This is a genomic window from Bilophila sp. T19-St14, from assembly GCF_059728385.1.
In genome coordinates this window covers 790,395-815,137 of sequence record NZ_BAAGFT010000002.1, presented here as the reverse complement: position 1 = coordinate 815,137, position 24,743 = coordinate 790,395, and the positions used below count along the sequence as shown (strand labels likewise).

Sequence of the window (24,743 nt, the reverse complement as noted above, 5' to 3'; positions counted from 1 at the left end):
GCGGCGGATACGTTTTTCGGCTTTTGGCGTTAGAGGAAGAGCTCGACGCGGCCCTTGCCGTACCCGCTGAGCGCATAGCGCTGCGTGAGCGTCCCGGCCTCAAGCGTTTCCTCGACGATGCGGACGATGCCCACGGCCTTGAGCGCCTGCAAATGGCCGTCCACGGCGTCCGGGGAAAGCTGGCGTTCGCCGGGGTACTGCGGGCGCAGGGCTTCGTAGACGTCCCGTGCGGTGCGGGGCTTGCCGTCGCGCAGCAGCGCCGCGATGGTCAATCGGATGGGTTGTTTCATGGGCTTACGTTGCGGAGGTTGATGATGTCGCGCGGGTTGCCGATGACGAGGAACATGCCCGCAAAAATCGCGGCGGCCCCGATCACGAGGCTGCGGGTGATTTCGACGTCCGTGAACAGCGCGCCGAACAGCACGCCCCACAGGGCGTAGGTGATGTTAAGGGCCATGGCCCGGCTCACGCCCGCCATGTTCATGGCCTTGTACCAGCAGCGGTACGAGATGCAGCCCACAACGCCCGCCAGTGCGAAGCACCCCACGCCGGGGCTCGAAAACGCGCGGGCCAGCAGGCCGGGGATGTCGCAGCCCGGCGCGGACGCGCTCACATGCCACAGGGCCAGCGGGACAATGATCCCGGCGTAGAGCAGGCTGGACACGATCTGATAGACGTTCAGGGCCACGGCGGGCTCGATGAAGTCCATACCCGAGGTGACGCACACGCCCTCGGCGGCCCAGCCGAACGCCGCGAGGAACGCGAAGGCGATCCCAAGATAGAACAGGCCGCCCCCGGCCCCTTCCGGCGGGGTGTAGCCGATGGCGATGGCCCCGATCACGCACAGCGCGAGGCCCCCCCACGCCCTGAGGCTGACGCGCTCCTTGAGAAAGACGAGGGCCAGCAGCGCGGCGATGGCGGGATAAAGCGACGTAATGGGCAGGACGTACGCCGGGCCAGCCATGGACAGGGCCATAAGGTAGCCGCCCATGCCGAGCGGAGCGCCGAGCAGCGCCCCCCAGATGCAGGCCCTCCCCGCCTTACTGCGGAGCGTGCGGATCACTTCCCGGCCCTTGCCTTGCGCGCCGTTGATCGCCAGCGAGAGGCACGCGGCGCAGAAGTCATGGAGCCCGGCGGCGAGGAGCGGCGCGAACAGCCACAGCGCCGGGTTGCCGAACGGTTCTTCCGCCAGCCCTTTGCCGAGGATCAGCCCGTCGGAGCTCCAGATCATGCCGGACATCAGGGCCAGCGCCAGCCCTTTCTTGGCGTAGCGCAGTTCTTTTTGTTCACGCAGGCTGGCGAGGTTGGTCATTGTCGGCGTCCTTTTGGGGTGTGGGGTTGGCTGGGGAGGGGAGAGGGAAACTTTCTAAGAAAGTTTCCCTCTCCCCTCCCCAGACCCCTCCCCTCTCTCTTCAAAGATTTTCGACTGGTGGGGAGGCTGCCCGGAGGGAGTCCCTGTCGTTCTTCAGACGGGAAGGCATTCCCGGAGGGAACCCCTACGTGTTTCAGGCGGGAGGCGTTCCCGAAAATCCAGACCGGGGCACGGCTGGGGTTCGTCAAAAACGGCGTTTCCCGGCGGACGGGGCGGGCCGCCGTTCGCCAGTTCGGTGAAAGGGGGAAAGGTATGGTTCACAGTCCGAGGAGGGCACGGTACCCGGCGGCATCAAGCAGGGATTCGGCGGATGCGTCCGGGCGGATGCGGATCATCCAGCCTTCCCCATAGGGGGAAACGTTCACCAGCGTAGGCGTGCTTTCCAGTTCCTCGTTCACGGCGACGACCTCGCCGGGGATGGGCATATACAGTTGGTTGACCGACTTGAGGGATTCGACCGTGCCGAAGTCGCTCCCGGCCTCGAACCGCGTACCCACTGCGGGCAGATCCACAAAGGCGATTTCACCGAGCTGATCCTGTGCGAAATCGCTGATGCCGATGACGGCTTCGCCGCCGTCCATGCGCACCCAGACGTGCTCGGCGGTGTAGCGGAGGGATTCGGGGAGATTGAGGTCTTCGTTGCTTTTCATGGGGGGTTCCTTTCTTGGAATATATCCAATTTGAACGGCGTTGTATCCCAAAGGGAATCTGCTTCGGGGACGCCGCGAGCCGGGATTCGGTAAACACGAAAGCCTTTGCGGAGGGGAAGCGTGGGGGATGATCCTCTTTCTTCAGGATCGTTTCCCAGCCCTTCCTCAATGGCTCATCCGGCGGCCTCGACGAGGGAAAGCGCGGCTTCATACAGGCCCTCCGCCAAGGTGGGGTGGGCGTGGATGGTTGCGGCGATGTCCCGTACGGACCCGCCCAGACGCAGGGCAAGCCCGGCTTCCGCGATGAGATCCGTGGCATGGGCCCCGGCGATGTGCACGCCGAGCACTTTGCCCGTGGCCCCGTCCGAAACGATCTTGAACATGCCGGGGAGTTCGTTCATGGCCTGCGCCTTGCCGAGCTCGCGCATCTGGAACGTGGCCGTGCGCACGTCGCGGCCCGCCTCGGAAGCCTGCGCTTCGGTAAGCCCCACGCAGCCGATTTCGGGCGACGTGAAAATGCCGGACGGTACGGCGGAATAGTCCATCCGCCCTTCATGCCCAAGGCAACCGCGCACGGCGCACAGGCCCTCGGCGGCGGCGACATGGGCCAGCATGATCTTGGAAGGGCCCAGTACGTCGCCCACGGCATACACGCCGGGGAGGGAGGTGCGCATGTGATCGTCGGCCCGTATCCAGCCCCGCCCGTCCACGGCGACCCCGGCTTCCGCCAGGCCGAGGCCGGAGGTATTGGACGTGCGCCCCACCGTGACCAGCACGGTTTCGGCTTCGATGGGCGTTTCCTTCACCTGCGCGGGCGTGGGGTCGCTGATGAACGGCGAAGGGCCAAGTACGGCCTTGACCACGCCGTCTTCCACGCGGACGTCCTTGAGCGTCCGGCCCAGTTCACAACCGATGCGGCGTTTCTTCATTTCCCGCTGGAGCAGCGCGCTCATGTCCGCATCCACGGAAGGCAGGGGCAACAGGCGGTTCTGTCCTTCCACCACCGTGACCTTGGACCCGAAGGCCTGATAGATGAACGCCAGCTCGCAGCCGATGACGCCCCCGCCCACGATGGCGATGGACGCGGGCACCCGGTCGAGCGCCAACGCGTCGTCGCTGGTCAGGATGTGCGCATGATCGACGGGCAGGCCGGGAAGTTCCAGCGCGCCCGAACCCGTAGCGAGGATCACGCGGTCACCCTCAACGGAAACCGGGCCTTCCGCTGTGGAGGCTTCCACCAGCCCCGCATGGACGAGGCGCCCTCGCCCCTTGAGGAGCCGGACGCCGAGGCTTGCGCAAGCCTTTTCAAGCCCGCCGCGCAGGGTGGCGCAGACCTTTTCCTTGCGGGCCAGCACGGCGGCGGGGTCCACAGCCGGAACCCCCTGCCCGGTGATGCCGAACTGGGACAGGCGCAAGGCCAGCTCCAGCGCGTCGGCGGAGGCTTTCAGCGTCTTGGTGGGGATGCAGCCGTTGTTCAGGCAGGTCCCGCCGAGGTTCCCGCTTTCCACGAGAGTCACGGACATCCCGGCGCGGGCGGCGGCAAAGGCGGCCGTGTACCCGCCGGGGCCTCCCCCGATGACGGTCAGGCGTATGGACATGGCGCGCCTCCTAGTCCTCGTCGCATTCGAGATTCAGGTTGTATTTCACCGGGAAGGCCGCTTCGAGCGAGCCCGTGATCAGACAGCCCTGCTTCATGATCTTTTCCACGCGGCCGAAAATGAACTCGTATTCCTGATCCATGAACACGGTCACGTCCAGATCGATCCCGGTCACGCGGCCCCGGCCCTTGTCGTCCGTGCCGGTGCGCACCGTGGCCTTGCCTTCGATGCGGCGGTACTTGGCGCTGCGGGTTTCGAGCGCCTTGTCCAGCGCCGCGCAGTAACAGTAGAGCGCGGACGAGGCGAGCAGCTTCTTGGCCGTGCCGGGCCGTTCTTCGGCGGGGATCTGCTCCCCGTCGATGGAAATGACGCCGAAAGCGGCGGATTCCATATCCAGATCGACTTTGGCGCCCCGGCGGGCGATGGAAACGCTGAGTTCGTGTGACATGGGCATATCCTCCCGGATGGATTACGGAACATGGCGGCGCTGGCCGCGTTTGGCTTCCCTTGGCTGCCTTTTCTTTTGCATTTTGGATGCCAACGCCATCCGGGGCCTTTGCCGCCCTCCCCTCCGCCCGGCTTTATCCCCCCGGAAAATCCTGTTTCCCTATCCGTACATCTTTCTTGAGAAAAAAAGAGCGAATCACCGGCATGGGCCGTTTCCCCCCGCATCTGGCCTTGCCGTCCGCCCTAAAACGTGAAATACTGCACAACAGAAGCGACAAAAATGTCGCTAAAGACGACAAATCATTCAGGGGAGAATCCGATGGAACTCTTCGCATCCGTTCCCGGCCTTGCCGTGGAGGAAAGCTACGTCAGGCTGCTCAACCACCTGCCGGGTCTGGCCTATCGCTGCCGCGTGGACCGCACCGACCCTATCATATCGGAACGCCTTGAATATACGTTGGAATTCGTCAGCAAAGGCAGTTATGATCTGCTCGGCATCCCCGCCGAGGACATGGTGCGGAACAACAACAATACCATCGAGCGTATGATGCATCCCGACGATCTCCAGAAGACGCGCCGGAACATCTATGACAGTATTGTCGCGCACCAGCCCTATCAGGTGATGTACCGGGTTTCGCTCCCGTCCGGGCGGCTGAAATGGATATGGGATCAGGGCGAGGGGGTTTTCGACGCCGACGGCGAACTGCGCTACCTCGAAGGGCTGATGATGGACATCAGCGAACAGAAGTTCCAAGAGCTTGAGCTCAAGGAAGAAAACCGCCAGCTCAAGGCTTCCGTCAGCAATCTCTACGGGTTGGGAAACATCGTCGGCAAAAGCGAGGCCATGCGGAGGGTATACGGCCTCATCCTCAAGGCCGCCGAAACGGACACCAACGTCATCATTTACGGCGAGACCGGTTCGGGCAAGGATCTCGTCGCCAAGGCCATCCACGAGTACAGCGCCCGGAAGGGCAACTACGTCCCGGTCAACTGCGGGGCCATTCCCGAACAGCTTCTGGAGAGTGAATTTTTCGGGCACACCAAGGGGGCCTTCTCCGGAGCGCATGCCAACAAGGAAGGATACATCGGGGCGGCCCACAACGGCACGCTGTTCCTTGACGAGATCGGCGAACTGCCCATCCATCTCCAAGTAAAACTGCTCCGGGCCATCGAAAACAAGATGTATACCCCTGTCGGTAGCAACACCCCCAAGGTTTCGTCCTTCCGTCTGGTCGCGGCCACGAACCAAGACCTTTCAAAAATGGTTTTGGAAAAAAAGATGCGCTCGGATTTTTATTACCGCGTCCATGTGCTTTCCATCACATTGCCGCCCCTGCGCGAGCGGCACGGGGACATCCCGCTGCTTGTCGAGGCCTACATGGAGCGCAAGGGCATCACCTGCGCCCTGCCGCTCCAGGTGCGTTTGGCGATGGAGCATTACGACTGGCCCGGCAACGTGCGCGAGCTGCACAATTTTCTCGACCGTTACACGGCCTTCGGGGATGTGGCCCTTGAATCCCTCGGAGATGCAGGCAAGACGGATCTGCTTTTTCCCGCCCTGCATCACGAGGGGCTTACCCTTGAGAACGCCACGCTTCAGCTTGAGGAGCGCATGATCCGGCAGGCTCTTGAACGCTGCCGCTGGCGCAGGGGCGACGCAGCCGAGGCTCTCGGCCTGAATCTGCGCACCCTCCAGCGCAAGATGAAGCGGCTCGGCATGGGGAGATAGGCGAAGGGGAATGAGAAGATTGGGGAGGGGGAATCTTTTTGGAGAGGCTCCGTCACGGTATGTGGTTGTTTCATCTCCACAGCACGGTGGGCATACAGCCTTTTTCTCCAGTTTTCCCCTTGGCTGAATCCAAGGTTAGGGTATTTTGCCGATTATTTCTTTGGAGCTTCAAGGAAAAAACATCAACCGTTTTCTATGGCACAGCCTTTGAAGAAAGATTCCACCTCCCCTCCCAATTTCCAAGCTCTCCCAGCCCGCATACAACCCCCAAAAAACTACCGCACCCGCCACACCCCGACGGCAAGGGCAACGCCGGAGGCCAGCAGGCCAGAAGCCACCCAAAACAAGGAACGGATTTCGTGGGCAAGCAGAAATCCCCACAGGCCCGTATGACGCGAACCATCCCAGTCCGTTAACTGCACGGGATGCATCAGGGAAAGCGTCCAAAGGGCCAGCAGCCCAAACCCTCCGATCATGAACAGCACGATCCCGCATATCGCGGCGGCATGGCGCAGGAGAGGCCGAAGATCGGAACCATGCCCCCCAGAACCCTCAGGACGGGCCGGAGAAGCAGGGAACATCGGCTTATCGGACGAGGCGGATTCAGGAAGGGGCGTTTCCGGCAGGCCGGAGGAAAGCCCCGTAACCCCGGAAAGCGGTACCGAGGGACATCCCGCAATACCGAAAAGGGGATCGGCTTCTTTTCCAGATGCAACAGGGGAAACCTGCCCACAGAAGGCAATGCTCTCCGCAGCAACGGCTGAACCCGCCCCTGTCAGGGAAGGGGCCGTCTCTTGGGGAATGCCGGACACGCCCGGCGGGCACTCCTCAACAAGGGGCGGGGAATCCCCAGCAATGAAAGAAGAAGAAGAAGAAGAAGAAGAAGAAGAAGAAGGTGACAAGGAGGGGGAGGAAACCCGCTGCGGCCCCCTGAGCAGGAAATCGAGGCTCACGCCGAGCACATCGGCAAGCTCCACCAACCTGTCCAGATCCGGTGCGGACTGCCCGGTTTCCCATTTGGTGACCGACTGGCGCGATACGCCCGTAAGCTGTGCCAGTTCCTCTTGGGAAAGGCCCATTGCCTTCCGGCGTGCCTGTATTTTTCCGCCGATATTGAGATGCTTCCTCGTCATCGGGCGTCTATAGCGTTTCCGGCGGATAAGTCAAATCCATGAGAAGAAAGGGCACGGCGGGCATTTCCCGGCTGGCGGCATATGCCGGCAGACAAGCATCACCAAAAAAGGATGAAATGACAGTGTATTATTAAATACCGTGGGGATTCCTCCACGCAGCGGCAAAGCAAACGGCGGGCCCCCCGGAAGGCGCCCGCCGATCGTGTATCCGTAAAATATACGGAGTATTACTTTAATTTGGAAAGGGCCTTATCGTAGAACGCGCACAGCGCATCAACGTCCTGCTTCTGCTGGAGCTGGAGAAGCTCAGGCTGAAGCTCCTGCATCACCTTGGCGTACCCCTCAGGGTCTTGCTGCGATTTGGCCTGTACGGCCTGCGCAAAGGCCGTAGCCTTTTGCTGGGCTTCCTCGGCGGTGCATCCGGCCTGAGCCAAGCCAGCCATTCCGAGCGTCAGGGCCACAGCCGCGCATACGATCAACTTTCTCATAAAAGGGATACTCCTTTAAAAAAGATTTCCTGCCGGGCGGCTTTCCGATGCCATTTGGGAGCCTTTCCGACAAGTCCTGTTTGCCCGATCCCCTTTCCAATCGCCACCAACCGCCGGTTTACATTCCGGCAACCAACAGGTGCAGTCACATAACGGCAGTATGTTGGAACCATCCGCCGCGAAGATTTTTCCCTGATTGGGAAGGCTGGGCCACAGCAAACGGTTGATGCCTTCTTCCTTAAAATCCCAAGGCCCTGATAGGATGTAGTTGTTTCATCTCCACAGCGCGGTAAAAATACGGCCTTTTTCTCCGGTTTCCCTCGGCGGAATCCATAACCAAGGCATTTTGCCGGTTATTCCCTTGGAACTTCAAGGAAAAAAGCATCTGCCATTTTCTATGGACAGCCAATTCCAAAAGGATAACCAACAAAATCCCTCAGCCATGAAGCCGGGCAACGGAAAAACCAGATAAAAAGGCTGTTTTTCAATGGCCCTGTCATAGTGTGCGGTTGTTTCATCTCCACAGCACGGTGAAAAGACAGCCTTTTTCTCCAGTTTTCCCCTTGGCTGAATCCATAGTTGAGGCGTTTTTTCTGGTTATTCCTTTGGAATTTCAAGGAAAAAAACATCAGCCATTTTCTGGGACACAGCCTTTTCAATCTATTGTGGAGACGAAACAATCATATCCCGTGACGGAGCCGTTCGGGGAATCCGGCCTCCCATTAAGGAACGGCCCGCGACACGACCGCCACAAAGCACATCAAGGCCAACGTAATGCAGAAGACGATCACAAGACTGGTGGCATGGGCGACAAACCCCATGAGCGCCGGCCCCGCGAGCACGCCGAGGTAGCCGATGGTCGTCACCGCCGACACGGCAAGGCTCAGGGGCATGAACTTCTGGCGGGCCGTAGCCGAGAAAAGCACGGGCACGATGTTTGAAACGCCGAGCCCGACCACCGTAAACCCGGCGAGCGAAGCCCACGCCCACGGCACGGCGACCACCAGCCCAAACCCGAAGGCGGCGCAAAGGCTGCCGTACAGGAGGACGCGGGCGTCACCGAGGGACTGCACAATACGGTCGCCAAACAGGCGCCCGGTGGTCATGGCCACGGAAAAACAGGCGAAGGCCAAACCCGCGCGGGAGGCTTCCGTGCCCCGCTCGGCGGTCATGAACAGCGCGCCCCAGTCCAGAATGGTGCCCTCGCTCAGATACATGATGAAACACAACACCCCAATCAGGAGCACGATGCCGCGCGGAACCACAAACAACGGGGTTTCGCCCTCGCTCCCGTAAGGCAGGAAATGCCGCCCGAACGCCGCCAACAGCGCGAGCATGGACACGCAAACGGAGAGCATGGCCTGATGCGGCGGCAGGAACCCCAGCAGCAGCGCCATGCCCCCGGCCCCGCAAATGCCGCCCACGCTGTACAGGCAGTGGAAGCCGGACATCATGGCCCGCCCGGCGGCCTGCTCCACAAAGACGGCCTGAATGGTCAGGGACACGTCCATCATCCCGATGGACGCCCCGAAAAGGAAAAGGCACAGGGCCATCAGCCAAACGGACTCCACCGAAGCCAGCAGCGGAAGCAGCGCCAGAAAGATGGTGCCGGAAACAAGGATGACTTTCCGGCATCCGAACCGCCCGGAAATGAGCCCGGTAAACGGCATGGAAAGCAACGACCCCGCACCCACGCACAGGAGCAACATGCCGAGGACGGCTTCGTCGAGGCTGAGCCGGGCTTTGGCGTAGGGAACCAGCGCGGCCCATGAGGACACGCCCACGCCAAGGATAAGGTAGGCGATGCGCGTGGTTATCTGTTCGGCCCTGCCGGGCGGGGGACAATCGAAACGGGAAACAGGCATGAAAGACCTCACGAAGGATCGGAAAAAAGATGTTTCTCAAGGCCGTCGACAATGGCGGCGTACACGTTGTTGAACATTTCCATATCATCGGGGGAAAGCGAGGCGAGCGCGGCCTGTTCGTGGCGGGCCAGCTCTTCCATAATCCCGGTCACGAAAACGTCGCCCGCAGGCAGGCAAAAAACCCGCGTCCGCCTCCTGTCCGTCTTGCAGCGCTCCCGGCGGATGAACCCCGCCCGCTCAAGCTGATCAAGAAGGCCCGTGACGGTCTGCTTGGGCATGAAACATTCCTCAGCCAACGCCGTGGGTTCCGCCCCTTCTGGGCTCCTGAGCACCGCATCAAGGATCAGGAACTGCGGATATGACAGGCCCCGCTTTTGGAACCAGCGCGAATACAGGCTGTTTTCTCTCTGAATATACTCATAATGACGGTAAAAGGCTTTCCCCGTATCGTACATGCCCACCTCTTTTGAAAAAAGCTCTGTCATAGTATATGGTTGTTTCATCTCCAAAGCACGATGAAAATACAGCCTTTTTATCCGGTTTTCCCATTGGCGGAATCTAGAGCTAAGGTATTTTGTCGGTTATTCCTTTGGAACTTCAAGGTTGATCGTGCATCCCAAAAAGGAAAAAGGCATCAACCATTTTCTAGGACACAGCCTTGAAAAAACAGACCCCGGCATGGGGGACACAGGCTAGACTCAAAGGCCCCGTGCCGTGCGCCAAACTTCATCGCCAAAGTAGTACGTAAACGGATTATCCTTATAAGGATTACTTGGCAAGGAAAATCTTTCCCGCCTGTGAAGCCGAACCTTTCCGGCAACACCCTCATAATGAAGGGCTCCTTGCAGGCCGAGCCGTTCGCGCAGGATATTGATTTCATCTTAGCTCAGTTAACTCAAGTCAAATTGGGCAGAACCGCTCACGCAGGGCATTGCCTGCTTGCCTGCATTTTACCGCTAGGCATCGTTCTGACGAACCGTTCGCCAAGCATTGCCCCACCAAAATCCCCCTACAACGAAAGGCTTCTTGCCTCAGCCGCCCCGCGCGCCCAGCAGCCTGAACGAGGAAGGGCCCTCAAGCGGGCTGCTTTAGGAGCCTCCCCCCCCCCGGCAGTCTGAAACCCATAACGAAAGGCTGTGTTATAAAAATGGTTGATGTTTTTTCCTTGAAACTCCAAAGGAATAAGCAGAAAAATGCCTCAGCCGTGGATCCCGCCAAGGGGAAAACTGGAAAAAAGGCTCTACTTTTCACCGCACTGTGGAGATGAAACAACCACATACTATAACAGAGCCTAACAAAACAGGCCGGACGATCTCATGGATCGCCCGGCCCGTTCCTTTCGTGCCGACAGTCCCCTCCGCGTCTCCTTCCACTTTATACAACCCTTGGGAGGCGGAGGGGTATTTTTTTGGGGGGGGGAGGAAGAGGGAGGAGGGGCGGCCCAAGCGGCGGCCCCAAGGGAACCGTTCCGTCGGACGAGCCGCCGGACTGGCCGATGGCGACGCCCCGACACCCCTTTCCTTACCCTCCCCAAGGTTACATTCTTCCACCCCAGCTACGGCAGCATGAAGCTCAAAGGCCCAGCCTGAAGGTAGGTGAGCACGCAGAGCACGAGGGTCATGGCGATGCTGTGCCCGATGGTAAAGCGGAACAGGTTGCCTTCCTGCCCGACCATGTTGGTCGCGGCCGTGGCGACGGACAGGGACTGCGGCGAAATCATCTTCGCGGTGACGCCGCCGGAAGCGTTGGCGGCTACGGCAAGTTCGGGAGACATGCCCACCGCCGTGGCGGTATCCTTCTGCATGCCGCCGAACAGGGCGCACGAGGAGGTGTCCGAACCGGTCAGGAACACGCCGAGCCAACCGAGCAGCGGCGAGAAGAACGGGAACAGGCCGCCCGTGTGCGTGAAGGCCAGGCCAAGCGTGGAGCTCATGCCGGAATAGTTCATCAGATAGGCGAGGCCGAGGATCATGGCGATGGTCACGATCGGGAAGGTCAGCTGGCGCAGCGTGCGCATGAAGCAGGCGATGGCCTTGCCGAAACCGTAGTTCGGCATCATGGGCACGGAGACGAGGCCGGAAAGCAGGATGGCGGTGCCGCCGGCGGACAGCCAGTTAAACGCGAACATCGCGCCGTAAACGCTGTCCTGCGCCACGATGGGCGCGGTCTTCATCACTTCGCCGTGCAGGCCGGGCCAGCCGAAGCTGAGGTTCGCGCCGGGGACGGCGTTCAGAATGTTCTTGAACTGCGGCAGGCCCCAGAAGAACACGAAGACCGCCAGCACGATGTAGGGGCCCCACGCACGGAGCACCACCGAAGCGGGATAGCCGGAGCCGCTGAGGTTGGATTCGGGCTCGCCCTCGAACCGGAACGTGCGCGAGGGCTTCCAGACCTTGAGCAGCAGCACGAGGCCCACGATGGTGGCGATGGCCGAGCCGATGTCGGGCAGGGTCGGGCCGTGGTAGTTGGCGAGCAGGAACTGCGCCCCGGCGAAGCACACGCCGCCCACGATGATGGCGGGCAGCACTTCCATGCTGCGCTTGAAGCCGCACATGGTCACGCAGACCCAGAGCGGCACGATGAGGGCGAGGATGGGGAGCTGACGGCCCGCGATGGCGCTCACGGTCATCTGATCAAGGCCGGATACGGAGGCCGCCACGATGAGTGGCACGCCGATGGCGCCGAAGGCGACGGGTGCGGTATTGGCGATGAGCGCGATGCCCGCGCCCCACAGCGGGGTGAAGCCGAGCCCCACCAGCATGGCGGCGGCAATGGCCACCGGCGTGCCGAAGCCCGCCGTCCCTTCGATGAAGCAACTGAAGGCATAAGCGATGAACAGCGCCTGCAGGCGGCGGTCATCGGTGAGCCGGGCCAGCGAGTCCTTGATGATCTCGAATTCGCCGGACTCCACGGTCATGTTGTACACCCACACCGCCGTGATCACGATCCAGACGATGGGGAACAGCCCGAAGGCGGCGCCGTTGAGCGTGGAACTGATCGCCAAGGAAACCGGCATATCCCACACCGCCACCGCGACGATCAACGCACCGATGAGGCCTGCCGCCGCCGCGACGTGGCCTTTGGCCTTCCTGACGGCCAGCATGTAAAAAAGGATGATGAGCGGAATCGCCGCGAGGCATGCCGAAGCGACCACGCCGCCCACCGGCGCGTACTGTTGAACCCAAGGCATATGTTCCCCCTGTAAGGCTTACGGAGCGCGCCCCCATGCCTGATTGACGGCATTTTCCTGCAATGCCCGGCTGTTGTGCGGCGTGCGGCTCCTGTTGACGTGTTGTTTTCTACGCTGAACGGGGGGCATTCGAGAAATGAATATTTTCCATCAACATCATTCCAAAATGGAATAATGATTTTATCCTGCTTGATTACCACCCTTTTCATGGAGTAAAACGTTTTCGCATCCGCTTGCCCACAAAGGTGAAAGGGGGCAAAAAACCATCAAAAGGCGTGGGTTGGCTTTCAGGCCCCCACCCCGGACGACCCATGCGAGGAAGACGACGTGACCGACAACCGGGCCACAGGCTGGAAAATACCATTACTGTTTTGCGGGGTTATCATCTCCATCGTCACCGTGGCGGCACTGTTCCGACCACAGGCGCCGGAGCCGCCCGCCATCCCCGGAGCATTGCTGCAAAAAGCCAAGGGCATCAGGATCGATCTGGAGTCCGACCCCGAAGGGCGATCATGGAAAGCGCGCATAGCCTCCGCCGCAAGCGGATTTTCCACGCAGGCGGATAAGGACGGGCGGCTTGGAGAGATCGTCCTAACCACCGCTGAAAACAAACGGTTCGACGCTTCATGCACCGCAGCCGTGCTTATCCGGGACGACGGGATCCGGGATGGGCTGATGCGGAAGATCGCAGGAGCGGCGGCTGGAGACTGCGCGTCGCTCCCGTGGGGCGTCTTCGCCATGCACGGCATGCGCGCCCCGCAAGCGCAGGCGGAAATCGCCGGCCTGCTCACGCAACGCTGGAAAGAATGCCATGAAGGAAAGGAATAGGGAGCAGTTGCGGCACGCGGGCGAGGCCGCATGGACGCCTTTCCGCCCGGCCCCAAAAGCAAAAGGGCGGCATGGCCGCCCAAGGTAAAGGAATCCCTGAAAAGCAGGGAGCCCGATGTACTCCGATCCGGCTACAACCCCATGCGGAGCTTCGCCGGATTTGTCTCGGTGCCGGACATGAAACGCTGTTGGGCGGCCGGCATGGGAAAGCCTCCCCATGCGTCCGCAGGCGCACAAAACCCGCTTGCCGGACGCCGGACCATAAGGAAGGCGTGCAGCAAAATCCCATAAAAAAGAATGGATTGGGATGCCGGAAACCCATGAGGCATGATATTAGGCCAAAAGGTTTTTCCTGTGAAATGAAAAACGCTCATCAACACTATGCACGGAAAGAATAGATGCTGAATATCCGCACGTTGCAAATACTGGTGGAAGTGGCCCGGCAGGGAGGCTTTTCCCGTGCCGCCCAGACTGTGCACGCGGTACAGCCCACGGTGAGCAAAGCCGTCCAAGCCGTGGAGGATCGCCTTGGAGTCCGCATCTTCGAGCGGGCCAGCAACGGCGTCAGGCTGACCGTCGAAGGGGAAATCGTCTATCGGCGGGCCCTCAACATCCTTCAGGAATTTGAAGCGCTCGAAGCCGACGTCGCCGCCCTGCACAAACTCGAAAAAGGCGTGCTCCGCATCGGCTTCCCCCCGGTCGCCAGCGGCATCCTGTTCGCGGATCTGCTTTCCAAATACCGACAGCTCTACCCCGGCATCAACATCTCGCTTCAGGAACAGGGCTGCGCCTCGCTGGAACCGATGGTGCTTTCAGGGGATCTCGATATTGCCGTCACCCTCCTCCCCGTCCCGCCGAATTTTTCGTGGCTCCAGATCCGGGACGAACCGCTCATGGTCATCATGCCCCCGGATCATCCCCTCGCGGATCGCAAACGCCTCAAAATGGATGAGCTGGCCGACAACGCCTTCATCGGCTTCGAGCAGGGCTTCCTGCTCAACGACCGCATCGAGGCCGTCTGCCGCCAGCGCGGGCTGAAGCTCAACGAGTGCCTGCGCAGCGGCCAGCTTGATTTCATCATGACCCTCGTGGCGACGGGCATCGGCGTCGCCCTCCTCCCCCGCCTTGAGCTCGAACGGCGGGAACTCCCCAACATCCACATCGCCCTTCTTGATGAGGAGGAACTCCGTTGGCGCGCCGCCTTCGTCTGGAGGCGCGGGGCCGTCCTGTCTTCCGCTGCGCAGGCTTGGCTCAAGCTCCTCCCCGGAGGAGAGGAAGCCTTGGCAAACGAAAGGCTCGCCTGAGGGCTTCCTGTGCGGAAGCCGATCCTGCCGGGAAATAGATGCGGCTTGGTGCCGCAGGCTTCCAAGGCCCCCTTTCCCGGCTCACAGCGGCTCTTTCCAGCAGAACCGGAAGCATCACCCGCGAGCCCTGACAACTTCCCTCGTGAGGAGCCGCGCCGCAGTCCGCTGCGGAGGAGGCTTCCCTACCGGATGATTGGTGCCAATGAGCACTCTAGGCCGTGTCGTCAATTAGATATAATCTATTGAAGCTCCTGAACTGTTTTTTCAAAGTTATAAAAAGATTATTTCAATAATTTCAAATAATTATATGTAAAATGATGACACAGCCTAGAATGATGGACACCTCAGCCCCTGCACCGACGGTTACGGATTCCTCCTTTTGTATGGAATATTGTATGGAATGCGGCCCCCCTTTTTTAGAAACGAAAGGAATCCCGCAACGCCCCGTTGGGTGGGGGACACGCTGGGCCTGTTCCCGAAAACAGGGAATAAACATAATTTTTACAAATGATTATATCAGATTTCGAGCGATGCTGAATGTTTCTTCAACCCACCTCAGTCATGGGAAAAACTCGGCATAGCGTGAACACGCCCTAGGAGCTGTCTCTAAATAAGTTCTCGACTTTTCGTTTTTCTGTTGTTTTGATGTCTGGCATGAGCAGACACGACATTTCAGACGAAAAATGGGCCATAATCGGGCCTATGCTGGTAAAGACCCGTACGGAAACCAGAGGCCGCAAACGTAAGGATGACCGTCTGATGTTTAACGCCATCCTGTGGCTCATGAAAACAGGAGCGCCCTGGCGGGACTTACATCCAGAGTTCGGGCCCTGGAAAACGGTACATAAACGCTTCCTCCAATGGGCTAAACTTGAAGTCTGGGATGACATTCTTCGAATGTTATCCATAAACGCCGATCCTGAGGCTATAATTATTGACGCCACCTTTATCAGGCTGCACCAACACGCTACCGGCGCAAAAGGGGGCACTTCCATCAGCAGATCGGTCGCAGTAAAGGCGGATTAACCACCAAGGTGCACGCTGTGGTTGACGCCCTCGGCAATCCTTTGCGCATTCACATTACCGCAGGGAATGTAAATGACATTGTTCCCGCATGTGGCCTGATAGAAGGGTTACTGGCAGAAAAGCTCCTTGCGGACAGAGCATATGATGCCAATAAGCTACTGGCATTGGCGGAACGCCAAAATCACGAAGTGGTCATTCCGCCAATGCCAGGCCGACGGATTCAACGAGAGTATGACAGTCATGTATACAAAGAGCGCCATCTTGTTGAATGTTTTTTTGCCAGGCTTAAATCATTTCGCAGAGTTGCTACTCGATATGATAAGCTGGCCATAACTTTTAAAGCATCTGTCATGCTGGCATCATGCCTTATTTGGCTCCAGTAAACTATTTAGAGACAGCCCCTAGAGCAAATCAATTGGCTGTGTCATAGAAAACGGTTGATGCTTTATTTCTTGAAATTCCAAGGAAACAACCAATAACATCCCCAAAATCGTGGAGTCCGCCAGCGAAAAAATGGGAGAAAAAGTATGTATTTTTCAGAATATTGCGGAGATGAAACAACCAGATACTCTGACAGAGGCGATTAATTTTAAAAATTTACACTTCTAAAGTGTAAGACACGCCCGCTTCGGCATTGAGCAACGCAAATACAGTGTGCTTATGCCTTCTCAGCGAACGCCTGCTTTCCGCACTCGGAAGCGTATTTTCAACGTGAAAGCGTTCCCATTATATTGTTATACCATCAGGCCATTCTTTCAGATCGCTTTCACGGCATTCCCCCCTCCCCTACCCCAAAATGCAGAGAAAACAACCGGAAGATGGCGGCGTGATCAAAAAACATGGCTGTGCCATAAAAATGGCTGGTGCTTTTTTCCTTGAAGCTCCAAAGAAGTGCCGACAAAACGCCTTAACCTTGGATTCCGACAAAGGAAAAGCTGGAGAAAAAGGCCGTACCTTTACCGCGCTGTGAGATGAAACTGTCATATAATCAGACAGAGGCAAAAACATTAGATGCGGCAAAGCCACGCCTCCCCCATCCACCCGGCACCAGAAAAGCATAGGCCCACGGAAGCCCGCCGCCAGCGCAACGGTTGGGCAATCTGCATGAGAGGCACCCGCTGCATGCATGTTCTCTTCCGCACAAGTTGCAATGTCAGCATAGGCTTCCAAAAGGGTCCATTCCATTTTGTTATAACACGCTGAAAGCCGGCACTGCATCAAGGGAAATGAAAAATACATTCCTGAACGCCATAGATTGATTATTCAATGAATAAAAATGCATTGACAAGACCCTTATTTTCTCTCAATGAAAGTTTTCTATAGGCTTTATTCCGTATTGGCATCCGGCATGCGGCAACTTTTGGCATCCCGGATGCGCTTCTTGAACGTTTAGTGCAGCGAGGGATTCTTTCGATGGCGTGGACACAGGTCTATGATCCGGCGGGGGGCGTGGTGCTCTCTGCGCTTTCTGCGGCGATTCCTTTGATGGTGCTGTTCTACATGCTGGCGATACGCCGCGCCAAAGGCCATGTAGCCGCCATTGTGGGGTTGGCTGTGGCGTTTGTTTTGGCCGTGGCCCTGTGGGGGATGCCGCTCGGCACCGCGGTGAGCTCCGTCACTTACGGCATGGCGAACGGGCTGTTCCCCATCGTCTGGATCGTGATCACGGCGGTGTGGGTGTACAACATGACCGTGGAGTCCGGCGAATTCGAGATCATCAAGGACTCGCTGGCCCGGCTCACCGATGACCGCCGCCTGCAGGCGCTGTTCATCGCCTTCGCCTTCGGCGCGTTCCTTGAAGGCACCGCGGGCTTCGGCACTCCCGTAGCCATCACCGCCGCCATGCTCGCGGGCATCGGGTTCAACCCTCTGTACGCCGCCGGGCTGTGCCTTATCGCCAATACCGCGCCCGTCGCCTTCGGCGCCATCGGCGTGCCGGTCATCGTGGCGGGGCAGGTATCCGGTTTTGATCCCAACCTCATCAGCGCCATTGTGGGCCGCCAGCTTCCCTTCTTGTCCGTGGTCGTGCCGCTGTGGCTGTGCGTGACCATGTGCGGCTTCAAGCGGAGCCTCGAAGTGCTGCCCGCCATCCTCGTGGCCGGCCTCTGCTTCGCCCTTTCGCAGTTCGTATTCTCGAACTACCACGGCCCGACCCTGCCGGACATCATGTCCGCCATCATCACCATCGTCGGCCTCGTAATCCTCCTCCGCTTCTGGAAGCCCTCCACCATCTGGCGCTTCGAGGGCGAAAAGCCCACCGTGCTGACCGGGAAGGGCTATTCTTTCGGTGAAGTCATCCGCGCATGGGTGCCGTTCATCATATTGGCGGTCATGGTGTTCTTCTGGGGCCTGCCGCAGTTCAAGACGTTCCTCGACAGCATCAGCGGCAGCATCGCCACCAAGGGCTTCGCATGGCCCATGCTTGACGGCATGGTCAACCGTACCGTGCCCATCGTGCCCGCCGAAGCCCCCTATCCCGCGTTCTTCAAGTTCGGCTGGCTCTCCGCGGGCGGAACCGCCATCCTGCTGTCCGGCTTCTTCGCCGTGCCCTTTATGCCCAAGTACAGCTTCGGCAAGGCCGTGTCCTGCTTCTTCTCCACGATCCACCAGCTCCGCTTCCCCGTGCTGACCATCGCCACCATCCTTGGCCTGGCCTTCCTCATGAACTACTCCGGCATGAGCACGACCCTCGGCATCGGCTTCACCAAGACCGGCAGCCTGTTCCCGTTCTTCGCCCCGCTCCTCGGCTGGCTCGGCGTGTTCCTGACCGGCTCCGACACCTCGTCCAACGCCCTCTTCTGCGGCATGCAGCGCTCCACCGCGCAGGCCGTGGGCATGCCCCCCGAACTCGCCGTAGCCGTGAACTCCTCCGGCGGCGTCACCGGCAAGATGATTTCGCCCCAGTCCATCAGCGTGGCCACAGCCGCCACCGGCATGATTGGGCAGGAAGGCAACCTCTTCCGCTTCGCTCTTGGGCACAGCATCGCCATGACGCTGTTCATCTGCATACTGACCTATCTTCAGGCTACCGTCTGGCAGTGGATGCTGCCGTAAACATTCATGAAACAGGCTGGCTGAAGGATTCCGCATCCTTCAGCCAGCCTGCAAAAACGCTGCGCTTCCGGCGCTGGAAACAAAGCCGGTTGATCTTCGGATCAACCGGCTTTTGCTCTGCACGCCTTCAAGGGGGAGGCATTCACATTTTCAATGAAGTTGCATTTCAACTAAATGAAATGCCTGTGTCCTAGAAAGTGGTTGATGCCTTTTTCCTTGAAGTTTCAAAGGAACAACCAACAAAGTGCCCTAACCGTGGATCCCGCCAAGAGGAAAACTGGGGAAAAAGGCTGTATTTTCACCGGCTGTGGAGATGAAACAACCACATACTATGACAGCGCCAATGAAATTCAAAGGCTGTATTATAAAAATGGTTGATACTTTTTCCCTTGAAATTACAAAGAGATAACCGGGAAAATGCCTTAACCGTAGATCCCGCCGAGGGGAAAACTGGAAAAAAGCTCTATTTTTCATCGCACTTGTGGAGATGAAACAACCATATACTATAACAGAGCCAATTCAAAACTCATTTTAGGAAACCACCGAAAAGGTGAAAATCAAGATCGGGGCCTCCTTTTCCCGCTGTAAAAAGAGGTCGGGTTCCGCATCCCAATACGCGCATTAAGGCTCCACATGGCTTTTTGGCTGTTGGCTGTGCCATAAAACGGTTGATGCTTTCTTGAAATTCCAAGGGAATAACGAAACAAATAAAATGTCCCAATCATGGACCCTATCAGCGGGAAACATGATAAAAAATCTATAGTTTCAGCCTACTGCAAAAATAAAACGACCATATACCATGATAGAACCTTGCTGTTTTTCCTATTGGACTGTCATGGCATGTGGTTGGTTCATCTCCACGGCACGGTGAACATACAGCCTTTTTCCCCGTTTTTCCCCTTGGCGGAATCCACGGTTAACGCATTTTGCTGGTTATCCCTTTGGTGCTTCAAGGAAAAAAACACCAGCCGTTTTCTATGGCACGGCCTACTGCAAAAATAAAACGACCATATGCGATGACAGAGCATTGCTGGTTTTTCGATTGGATCTGTCATGGCATATGGTTGGTTCATCTCCACGGCACGGTGAACATACAGCCTTTTTCTCCGGTTTTCCCCTTGGCGGAATCCCACGGCTAACGTATTTTGCTGGTTATCCCTTTGGAGCTTCAAGGAAAAAAATAGCAGCCGTTTTCTATGGCACGGCCTTCCGATTTATGACGGATTGCTGTTTTTTCATCTTTGCGGGGCACGATACGGATCGCGCCGTTTCACATCCTCATCTGAAAATGCCTCACCGGGCGCGCGTAAACATCAGGGAAACGGCCCCTCACCGGCCGGGTAAACGCCTCTATGGAGCCCTTTTCTACTGCTGGAATAACCCGTTGGAAACACAGATCCCACAAGATGAGGCTTCTGGAACCCCGACGAAAAAACGCTGTGCCCGGCAACGTCTTCCCGCCTTTGCGGGCGTTTCATCCTTGGCCCTTTCCCTGCCTGTCCTTGCCGCCTCAGAGGGAAAACATACAAAGAATCCATTGTTTCAGCATGATAAAAAATATGCCTTTGGAGGGGGACAGCCATAAAAAAGAACGGGGGTTCTCTACAGGAAATCATTTTACAAAGGCGGGCAAGGAACCATTCGACGTCATGGCATTGCATGCGCCTCTATAAAAAGAGTCGCCCGCCTATATCGTTTTATAAAACGAAACGGAAAAAGATGGTTTTTCTTTTCCATATATTATAAAACAAAAAGAATAATCTTTCTCCTCCGCCGTTCCCTTCCGGAACGCGGCCAGACGGGAAAACGTATCCCTACGTCCATTCAAGCTGGCTACCTTATAATGGAGAAAATACGCATAGCGCACAGGGGAAGAGGTTGAGCCATGAGGTACCCGCCTGAAGAAATCTTCAGAAAGTTCATCAATTCTGTTTTGTCCGATGCGTCCTTGGACTTCTTCGTAAAGAGGGCGGCGGTGTTCCTCTCCATGATGATGCCCGTCTCCTCCGTGTTCCTCTTCCGATCCGTGGAGGGGGCCATTGCCAAATTGGCAGAATGCGGCAAAACATCCGCCTTCAACGTCAACGACCATTTTTCCATTTCTCAGGAAAGTATGGTGCGGTTGAGGACTGAGAAGCACTTTTTCAGTGAAGGCGCCTTCAATCTAAAAATCTTTACAGGGCATGAAACCTGCGCGTATGCCGACGTGCACCGTTCCGTCTATAAGGTGGACACATCCGCCATATACATCCCCCTGACGTTCAATATGCTGAAGGAAACAAGCGTTACGATGGCCGTAATATCAGTAGGCATGGACAACTACACACAGGAACATCTCGACGTTTGCTCCTGCCTCCAGCCCGTCTTTACCGATAATTTCCTGAATATCCTTTCCGAACATTCCGGCGATCGCGCATTTGACGCCCCTCCCCCAAAGGGCGGGCAGGAGCCGGACAGCAAAAAGGGCCATGCAGAACCATTCCAGACATTCAACGAGGTCACCGTCAGCCACATCATTAAGGCGCTCAACCGCACCAACGGCAAAATCTCCGGGCGGGACGGCGCCGCCGAACTCCTCGGCCTCAATCCGAGCACCCTTTGGTCGAAAATCCGCAAATATCGCATCGACGTGAAGGGGCTTGAGCGCGAATAGCGGCTTCCAGCGCCCAAAAACGGCAAAGGCCCTTTCAGACGCCCGGAAAGGCCTTTGCCCTATGGGAGGGTGCGGGCGCTTTCCACATGCGGCGCCCCGACCATGCCGCCCCAAGCAAACGCCTTGGCTGGGCGGCCCAGCGGCCCCCGGAAGCCGCCTCAGTCATCCCCCCCGTCCCCATCGGCATCGCCGTCCCCGCCATCTCCATCATCCTGCCCGCAAATCCCCTCGCCTGAGGAGAAAAGCGGCGCGTTCTTCCGTGCGTCCTCTTCCTTCTCCGCGAGTTCGCCTTCCGCCATCCGCTTATGGAAAAAGAACCATCCTGCGGCAAGGGCAATGCACAAAAAACCAATCCACTCAAGCCATGTATCCATGCCATTCCTTCCTGCTGTAACGGCGGGGTTTCATCAATGCGGCGGGGCTGGCCTTTTCAGGGCCGCCTCCCGGAAAGGCCGGGGCCCAAAAAACTGTTCCCGCATCCCTTTCAGAACGGGTTCCGGTGGTGCCACAGATTCCTCTTCTGTGCAACAGATCCCCCATAAGGAGACATTCGCTTCCGCAATGAAAGCCGTATTTTCAACCATATGAAACTCAAAACGAATTTTTAGAAAACCATCGAAAAAGCGGACAGATCCCCATAAGGCCGGAAGGCCCGGCCCTATGGTTTTCTTGTGCCATGCCTACGCCTCCCGGCAATGGAAAGGAAGAGGCGGAAGGGGCGGAATCCCCAAACGCCGTACAGGGAACCATCGCCGTTTGACACTTGTGTGAAGGGGCAATAGATTCCAATGCGTTCCGGGCTTATATTTTTGGATGCCGCCTTTTCCGGGCGCGGGACTGTGGGGCTTGGGGAGCCGAGGGTGGGAGAGGGACGGGGTTTCCTTTCCTGAAGCGCGGCGTGTATTCCTTCCCAAAGAAAAGGATGCTAGACAAAGGACGCCGGAATGGGGCGACCCGGCAAGGCGGGCGCGCGCCCGTGGCAACCAGCCCTGAGACGAACGATGATCCTGTCCACAAAGAATAAATTGGTGCTGCTCGTCGCGGGGTCGCTGATCCTGCTCGCTGTGGGGGTGGGCCTGTTCTCCATGTACAGCGTGAAAAGAACCATGCTGGAGGAGCAGCGCCGAAGCAGCGTAAACACCGTTGCCCTCGCGGCATTCAACGTGACGGATCGCTACCAGATCCTGTTCCGCAGCAAGGCGGATCAGGCCGTCGCGCTCCAGAACAACCTCGGCTGGCTGGCGAAACTCATCACCACGCTGGTGCATGATCCATCCGAACGCTTTAAAATCATGCAAAGTTTCCCCCTGCCTGAGGGGATCAGCCTCACGGCGCTCGGCCCCAACGGTGAGATCAGGCTCGTGCGCGGCGATCTGAAGAAGGATGACAACCCCTACCGCCTCCGCGACATCAAAGACCGGCCCGTGGGCCCCGCCATGCGCGCCCTCGCGGAAAAGGGCCTCCCCGCAACCTGTTTCGTCCAGTGGGACGCCGGGGGCAAAAAACAGCGGCTCTACGGGACGCACCTGTACCTCCCCGGAGAGGGCGGGCTGCTCGTGGGCCTGTGGGCCAACATCGACAAGCTCGACGAACACCAGCAGCGGCTTAAGGAAGACAGCATCAGGGAGCTCCAAAACGAATTCGGGAAACAGCGGATAGGGCCTTCGGGCTTCCTGTTCGTCACGGACGCCGAAGGCACCCCGGTAATCGGGCCGGAAGGTATGGACGCCGCCCTCTCCGGCGTCAACCCCAAAACCGGCAACCCCCTCATCACCGATATACGCAACGCAGCGGAAACACCGGAAAACCCCGTTGAGGCATCGATCAGCTCCCTGATCAGCGACGCCCCGGCCCGCGACGCCCTGCTTTTCGTGCGCCACGTCAAGCCGTTCGATTGGTATGTCACCGGCGTCGTCTACACCGACGAGGCCGGCGCGCCCGGCAAGCGGCTTTCGTTCCTGCTCATCGCGGCCATCCTCGCGGCTACGCTGTTCATCCTGCCCGTGGCGCTCCTTATGGTCACGCGGCTGACCTCGCCGCTGGCGAAGCTTGGGGACTACGCCCGCAAGCTCCCGGAGCAGGATTTCATGGAGGACGCACGCCCGACGCCCCTGCTCGCCGCCCTCGCAGACGGCAAACACGGCGAAGAGATCGCCAGCCTCGCCAACTCGCTGATGTTCATGGACAAGACCCTCCGGTCACGGGTCCGTGAGCTTATGGAGGCCACATCCAGCCGCGAACGCCTCGAAGGTGAACTCAGCGCCGCCACCGAAATCCAGATGGGCTTTCTGCCCAAACCCTTGCCCCCGGACGTCGCCGCCGGGCGGTTCTCACTGGCGGCGAGCCTCGTCCCCGCCCGTGAAGTGGGCGGCGACCTGTACGATTTCTTTATGCTCGACGACAGGCACCTGTGTTTCATCATCGGGGACGTGTCCGACAAGGGCGTGCCCGCCTCGCTGTTCATGAGCATGACCTTGACCCTCATCCGCTCGCGGGCGGGTTCCCATCCCTCGCCGGAACACCTCATGGCCGAGGTCAACGAAAACCTCGCCCGCGACAATGCCAAGTGCATGTTCGTCACGCTGTTTATCGGCGTGCTCGATCTGGATACCGGGGAACTGCTCTACGCCAACGGCGGGCACAATCCCCCGCTTCGGCTCAGCGACGACGGCACGGCATGGCTCAAAGGCATCAGCGGGCCCGTGGTCGGCGCGATGGAAGGCATGAGCTATACCTTGCTTCGCACTGTGATCCGGCCCGGCGAAACCCTCTTCCTCTATACCGACGGGGTGAATGAGGCCATGAACGCGGAAGGCGACGTCTACTCCAATGAGGCGATGATCCGCGCCCTCGCCTCCTCGCCGTCACGGGAGCCGGCCTCCGTGCTCCGGCATATGCTTGATGACGTGTCCGTCCATGTTGACGGCAACGCCGCCTCGGACGACATGACCATCCTGTGCGTCCGGTATCTTGGAGGAAAACGCTGACCGTCCCCCTCCGGGGAAAGCCGCCAGCCCGCCGGAGGGAAACCCGCAGGCCGAGAACAACGCCGATATGCCGATATTGACAAGCCGCCATGCCCGCCGGGGAAAAACCGAGGCTATGCGGCCCGTCCAAAAGTTGACGACAAGCCGCACGACCGCCGGGGGACGCCGAGGCCAAGAAACTTAGGCCCTGTCATAGCATATGGTTGTTTTGTTTCTGTAGTACGCTGAAAATATATACTTTCTCTCTGATTTTTCCGCTAATGGGCTCCATGATTGGGGTATTTTGTGAGCTATTCCTTTGGAACTTCAAGGAATAACCAGCAAAATGCCTTGGCTATGGATTCCGCCAAGGGGAAAGCCGAAGGAAAAGGCCGGATTTTCACCGCACTGTGGGGATGAAACAATCACATACTATGACA

At 58.5% G+C, this 24,743-nt stretch carries 19 protein-coding genes and 1 pseudogene; 9 read left to right on the top strand and 11 right to left on the bottom strand.

Annotated elements, in window-relative coordinates; translation table 11 throughout:
* Nucleotides 1–29: 29 nt before the first annotated feature.
* The 5 genes from AC6I1V_RS17895 to AC6I1V_RS17875 form a co-directional block, all read right to left on the bottom strand.
* A complete protein-coding gene (locus AC6I1V_RS17895; protein WP_486854649.1) occupies nt 30–290 on the bottom strand; it encodes a hypothetical protein in 261 nt (86 codons plus the stop codon).
* Complete coding sequence (locus AC6I1V_RS17890) at nt 287–1,312, bottom strand: DMT family transporter (RefSeq protein WP_497737296.1); 1,026 nt, start codon at nt 1,310–1,312, stop codon at nt 287–289. The genes AC6I1V_RS17895 and AC6I1V_RS17890 overlap by 4 nt, the downstream gene beginning before the upstream one ends.
* A gap of 317 nt (nt 1,313–1,629) precedes the next feature.
* Nucleotides 1,630–2,022: a glycine cleavage system protein GcvH gene (gene gcvH, locus AC6I1V_RS17885; RefSeq protein WP_486854969.1), complete on the bottom strand. Its 393-nt coding sequence runs from the start codon at nt 2,020–2,022 to the stop codon at nt 1,630–1,632.
* Nucleotides 2,023–2,195: 173 nt separating this feature from the next.
* On the bottom strand, nt 2,196–3,620 hold the full coding sequence (gene lpdA / locus AC6I1V_RS17880; protein WP_486854968.1) for a dihydrolipoyl dehydrogenase: 1,425 nt from the start codon (nt 3,618–3,620) through the stop codon (nt 2,196–2,198).
* Nucleotides 3,621–3,630: 10 nt separating this feature from the next.
* Entirely contained in the window at nt 3,631–4,068 is a 438-nt protein-coding gene (locus AC6I1V_RS17875) for an OsmC family peroxiredoxin (RefSeq protein ID WP_479859657.1), read from the bottom strand.
* A 318-nt stretch (nt 4,069–4,386) separates the two neighbouring features.
* Here AC6I1V_RS17875 and AC6I1V_RS17870 point away from each other — a divergent pair, with 318 nt between their 5' ends.
* A complete protein-coding gene (locus AC6I1V_RS17870; RefSeq protein ID WP_302551874.1) occupies nt 4,387–5,796 on the top strand; it encodes a sigma-54 interaction domain-containing protein in 1,410 nt (469 codons plus the stop codon).
* A gap of 275 nt (nt 5,797–6,071) precedes the next feature.
* Here the strand turns inward: AC6I1V_RS17870 and AC6I1V_RS17865 are convergent, their stop codons facing one another.
* The 5 genes from AC6I1V_RS17865 to AC6I1V_RS17845 all read right to left on the bottom strand — a co-directional run bounded on the left by AC6I1V_RS17865 (nt 6,072) and on the right by AC6I1V_RS17845 (nt 12,472).
* Nucleotides 6,072–6,929, bottom strand: coding sequence for a helix-turn-helix domain-containing protein (locus tag AC6I1V_RS17865; protein ID WP_497737295.1), 858 nt, complete (start codon nt 6,927–6,929; stop codon nt 6,072–6,074).
* A gap of 227 nt (nt 6,930–7,156) precedes the next feature.
* Nucleotides 7,157–7,417 carry a BTB/POZ domain-containing protein KCTD2 gene (locus AC6I1V_RS17860; RefSeq protein WP_302551876.1) on the bottom strand — a complete coding sequence of 87 codons (261 nt, stop codon included), beginning with the start codon at nt 7,415–7,417 and terminating at the stop codon, nt 7,157–7,159.
* 722 nt (nt 7,418–8,139) lie between these two features.
* On the bottom strand, nt 8,140–9,282 hold the full coding sequence (locus tag AC6I1V_RS17855; protein ID WP_337430583.1) for an MFS transporter: 1,143 nt from the start codon (nt 9,280–9,282) through the stop codon (nt 8,140–8,142).
* Between the two features lie 8 nt (nt 9,283–9,290).
* Nucleotides 9,291–9,737, bottom strand: a complete 447-nt coding sequence (locus AC6I1V_RS17850; protein ID WP_308771842.1) for a MarR family winged helix-turn-helix transcriptional regulator — start codon at nt 9,735–9,737, stop codon at nt 9,291–9,293.
* A gap of 1,100 nt (nt 9,738–10,837) precedes the next feature.
* Nucleotides 10,838–12,472 carry an L-lactate permease gene (locus tag AC6I1V_RS17845; RefSeq protein WP_486854776.1) on the bottom strand — a complete coding sequence of 545 codons (1,635 nt, stop codon included), beginning with the start codon at nt 12,470–12,472 and terminating at the stop codon, nt 10,838–10,840.
* Between the two features lie 327 nt (nt 12,473–12,799).
* Here AC6I1V_RS17845 and AC6I1V_RS17840 point away from each other — a divergent pair, with 327 nt between their 5' ends.
* From AC6I1V_RS17840 to AC6I1V_RS17810, 7 genes and pseudogenes are all read left to right on the top strand, one after another.
* On the top strand, nt 12,800–13,300 hold the full coding sequence (locus AC6I1V_RS17840; protein WP_486854775.1) for a GTP cyclohydrolase: 501 nt from the start codon (nt 12,800–12,802) through the stop codon (nt 13,298–13,300).
* 398 nt (nt 13,301–13,698) lie between these two features.
* Nucleotides 13,699–14,604 carry a LysR substrate-binding domain-containing protein gene (locus AC6I1V_RS17835; RefSeq protein ID WP_302551881.1) on the top strand — a complete coding sequence of 302 codons (906 nt, stop codon included), beginning with the start codon at nt 13,699–13,701 and terminating at the stop codon, nt 14,602–14,604.
* 681 nt (nt 14,605–15,285) lie between these two features.
* Nucleotides 15,286–16,013 (top strand): annotated as a pseudogene (locus tag AC6I1V_RS17830) (IS5 family transposase); the annotation flags it as partial.
* 443 nt (nt 16,014–16,456) lie between these two features.
* Nucleotides 16,457–16,600, top strand: a complete 144-nt coding sequence (locus tag AC6I1V_RS17825; protein ID WP_486854629.1) for a hypothetical protein — start codon at nt 16,457–16,459, stop codon at nt 16,598–16,600.
* Between the two features lie 443 nt (nt 16,601–17,043).
* On the top strand, nt 17,044–18,684 hold the full coding sequence (locus AC6I1V_RS17820) for an L-lactate permease (protein WP_337431391.1): 1,641 nt from the start codon (nt 17,044–17,046) through the stop codon (nt 18,682–18,684).
* 1,060 nt (nt 18,685–19,744) lie between these two features.
* Entirely contained in the window at nt 19,745–20,269 is a 525-nt protein-coding gene (locus tag AC6I1V_RS17815; RefSeq protein ID WP_486854630.1) for a hypothetical protein, read from the top strand.
* Between the two features lie 300 nt (nt 20,270–20,569).
* The gene (locus AC6I1V_RS17810) at nt 20,570–21,337 is read left to right on the top strand and encodes a helix-turn-helix domain-containing protein (RefSeq protein ID WP_302551885.1); all 768 of its coding nucleotides are present in this window, start codon (nt 20,570–20,572) and stop codon (nt 21,335–21,337) included.
* Between the two features lie 158 nt (nt 21,338–21,495).
* On the opposite strand, the gene AC6I1V_RS17805 is transcribed toward AC6I1V_RS17810, so the two are convergent.
* Entirely contained in the window at nt 21,496–21,711 is a 216-nt protein-coding gene (locus tag AC6I1V_RS17805; RefSeq protein ID WP_302551886.1) for a hypothetical protein, read from the bottom strand.
* Nucleotides 21,712–22,338: 627 nt separating this feature from the next.
* On the opposite strand from AC6I1V_RS17805, the gene AC6I1V_RS17800 reads away from it, so the two are divergent.
* Nucleotides 22,339–24,324 carry a SpoIIE family protein phosphatase gene (locus AC6I1V_RS17800; protein WP_497737294.1) on the top strand — a complete coding sequence of 662 codons (1,986 nt, stop codon included), beginning with the start codon at nt 22,339–22,341 and terminating at the stop codon, nt 24,322–24,324.
* The last annotated feature ends 419 nt before the right edge of the window (nt 24,325–24,743 follow it).